This window comes from Bacillus proteolyticus (assembly GCF_001884065.1).
GTDB classification, from domain to species: domain Bacteria; phylum Bacillota; class Bacilli; order Bacillales; family Bacillaceae_G; genus Bacillus_A; species Bacillus_A proteolyticus.
This window is the reverse complement of record NZ_MACH01000074.1, coordinates 1-3176: the sequence shown is the minus strand read 5'-3', so window position 1 is coordinate 3176 and position 3176 is coordinate 1. Positions and strand designations below refer to the sequence as shown.

The window sequence follows — 3176 nt, the reverse complement described above, 5'->3', positions numbered from 1 at the left end:
AAACCCTCCAGGCATCCAATTAAAATTAATATGATACAAAATAACACCTAGTATAGCTAGGCCCCTTAGACTATCTAATCCAACCATATAACGACTATTTTTTTTTAAAGGTTTAGTCACCTACAATCACCTCTATTTCTTGGAAATTAGGTAAATAATAGCGGTATAAAATGCTATTAATTTCCTAAAATCGTATAAGCTAAACTATAAAAAAACACCATTTGGGAAGGCTCTTTTATTATAATTACATACACAGTAACTAATACTTTATCAGGTTATCTGTTTCTGTTGTGAAAATTTTTAAACTAGGTGTTTTTGCTTATTCCCCCAAAAAAGAGACATATGCTAAATTAATTAAAAAATACACTTTTGATACGTTTTTACAGACGTATCAAGGACTTACATTGTGAGTATGATCTATAACGAATATGTAAAAGGTTTCCTATAAAGAAACGTTATAAAAAAAGGTCTACTCATTACGAGCAGGCTCTCTACTTTCCTAACCCAGCCTACTTTATTTAAAGCTTCGGCTGCTTCTGTAAACGTTGGTGCATAAGTAGAAAATAATAAAAATAATGATACTATAAGTCCTATGATTCTCTTCATACTCGCATCTCCTTATCACTCCATTAAAAACCTTTTAATTATATTTTGATACTATCTAAATATAAACAGATATGCATAATTACATATTTCTCTTATTGATAGAATGTACAGTTCTGGTGTAAAAAATGATAAGTAAAAAAGTATCAAGAATTCCTCAACGGAATCACCTGTTAAACAGTTAATCCAAACAGCCAGTTGATAAAAACATTCTGATTTTGGACAGACTGGTCCTGCAAATCAATTTGTTCTTTTTTGGGCATATGCATGGCATCAATACCACTCAATATAGAAGCTGATGTTTTGTATGATTTAAATCCCAAAATAGAGCGTATACGTTTTTTAATAAAACGATGATCTTGTTCTACTATGTTATTTAAATATTTTATCCTTCGGGTTTTGGTGCCCATTGATATCCTTTTTTCTTCCTTCAACTGTTCGATAGCAATTGGATAAGCAGGACTCTTATCGACTGTTATAACACGAGGCTTTGAAACATGAAAAGACTACAAAGCTTTCTTAAAAAAGCGCTTTGCAGCCTTATGATTTCTAGATTTACTCAAATAAAAGTCAATCGTGTTTCCTTCAGAATCAACGGCACGATATAAATACATTCATTGTCCTTTTATTTTTATGTATATTTCTCATGCTATCAGTAAAATGATATGTGTCGTCAAGAACGAGACGCTAAAACACCTGAACACGAGCCTATACGGTCTGTCGTGAGAGCGGTGATGACACACCGCAACCTTGTACGTCAGCGATACCAGAAATGGACTTCGCCTTTGGTAGCAAGAACACCAATGATGTTAGTCAGCTTGCCCCTTTAGGGGTGGGAGCGTCAACTAAAACATCATATAGAACCAAGTTTATCTTATCTAGACTATAATAGCTTAGTCGCTCACAACAAGAGAGGATAGCATTTAGATTTTGCTTATTTATTTTACCACTTGAACAGATACTGGTTTCCACCCCTGATTCTCTACCCAATCAATATCAACCTTATATTTTTTATTACTTTGCTTATCTCGTACATTACCGTAGGCTTTATTATTACCATTATTCCCAATAAAATCAAAAATCAATTGACTCTCTGGAACATCAACAGCATAAGAAATTGCTTTTTTCATCTCATTCCAATCTACTGTTCCTTCTTTAAATTGCATTGCAGGTTTTGCTCCTTGCTCTGTACCAATTGCCTTCCAAGAAGAATTAGTTTGAGAACCCTTTTCTTGAGATATCGTTTTTTCTCCCTCTTTATTTTCATTTTCTTTCGTTTTTACAAGTTCTTCTACTTTTTGTTTCTCTTCTAAATGTGCTGTTTCTTTATCTTCGTTTTTCTTTTCTTCTATCTTTGCTGCTTCTTTATCTTCGTTTTTCTTTTCTTCTATCTTTGCTGCTTCTTTATCTTTGTTTTTCTTTTCTTCTACCTTTATTGCTTCTTTATCTTTGTTTTTCTTTTCTTCTACCTTTACTGCTTCTTTATCTTCGTTCTTCTTCTCTTCTATCTTTGTTGCTTTCTTTTCTTGAGCAATTGCTTTCTTTGATGTATCAGAAGTGAAAAACAACTGATACGTCACTATGCCAACTGTTACTAATACCACACTAAATGCGATATTAAATATCCCCTTATGACGACGATTTTGTTGTTTTGCTTGAAACCTGCTTCCTTGTCCCATTTTTCAAACCTCCGTGTTTATTTTCGCTACTAATCTGTACGTATTGTTCCTAAGAATCTTAATATTTTTATTAAATAATGAAAATATTAAGGTTTGTGCGTTTTCAAGTATCTGATATATGTTATTCAAAAATAGTTTAATAAATTAAAGATTAATAAGTTTCTGTACTTAAGTATACTTATTAACAAATAAGCCTCTTCTTCACCGATTTATAATTTTTAAAATCAACTGTCCTCTTTAGTTGGCGCTTTCTAATGGAAATGCCGTGAAACCAAAAAAGATTTCACCTTCTTTTCAGAATATCTTTCGTCACTAGGGAATTCTATTATTCCTAATCTAACCTTTAATTCGCTTTCATTACAAAACGAATCTTTATGAAGTCCCCTTATCTTTTGTATAAAGCGCTTTTATTTTTTTCAATATAAAGCAATATTTCTTTGTTTATGACCTTCTTAAAAGCTTCTTCTCTACTATAAAAGTCATTTAAACTATACAATCCATATCATTTAATATGTTACGTTTCTATTAATTCCACCTCATTTTCCATACGATACTATTACTTCTGAATATTACATTTACTACGAATACACATTCCGGCTTACTTGAATTATAAATTGCGCTTATCTATAATACATTTTATTATTAATAACTTCAATACTACATATGTAGTATTGAATGGATGCAAAAAAACATGGAAATTTAATTCAAGCCCTATCAAAATGAAAATAAAAAACATCTGTGATATACACAAAGTGCTTTTCTCTTGTCAATTTATCTATTTTCTTTTTATACCTCAACTCCTTCGAATCGTACTTTTCTAGGGTTTGCTGCAATTCATTTTGTTCATATGGAATATGTTTATCTGTCTGTACATCTTCAACATTTTCTCCACCT

Annotated in this window: 3 protein-coding genes and 2 pseudogenes; all 5 read right to left on the bottom strand. The window is 31.5% G+C overall.

Annotation, left to right across the window (positions count from 1 at the left end; translation table 11 throughout):
- Positions 1–417: 417 nt before the first annotated feature.
- The gene (locus BAQ49_RS11430; protein WP_071745407.1) at positions 418–606 is read right to left on the bottom strand and encodes a hypothetical protein; all 189 of its coding nucleotides are present in this window, start codon (positions 604–606) and stop codon (positions 418–420) included.
- Between the two features lie 170 nt (positions 607–776).
- Positions 777–1247 (bottom strand): annotated as a pseudogene (locus BAQ49_RS11425) (IS6 family transposase); the annotation flags it as partial.
- A gap of 294 nt (positions 1248–1541) precedes the next feature.
- Positions 1542–2282, bottom strand: a complete 741-nt coding sequence (locus BAQ49_RS11420; protein WP_071745406.1) for a YrrS family protein — start codon at positions 2280–2282, stop codon at positions 1542–1544.
- Positions 2283–2542: 260 nt separating this feature from the next.
- A pseudogene (locus BAQ49_RS11415) lies at positions 2543–2778 on the bottom strand (sodium:proton symporter); the annotation flags it as partial.
- Positions 2779–2986: 208 nt separating this feature from the next.
- The coding region (locus BAQ49_RS11410) for a hypothetical protein (RefSeq protein ID WP_071745405.1) at positions 2987–3176 on the bottom strand (190 nt) is incomplete at its 5' end.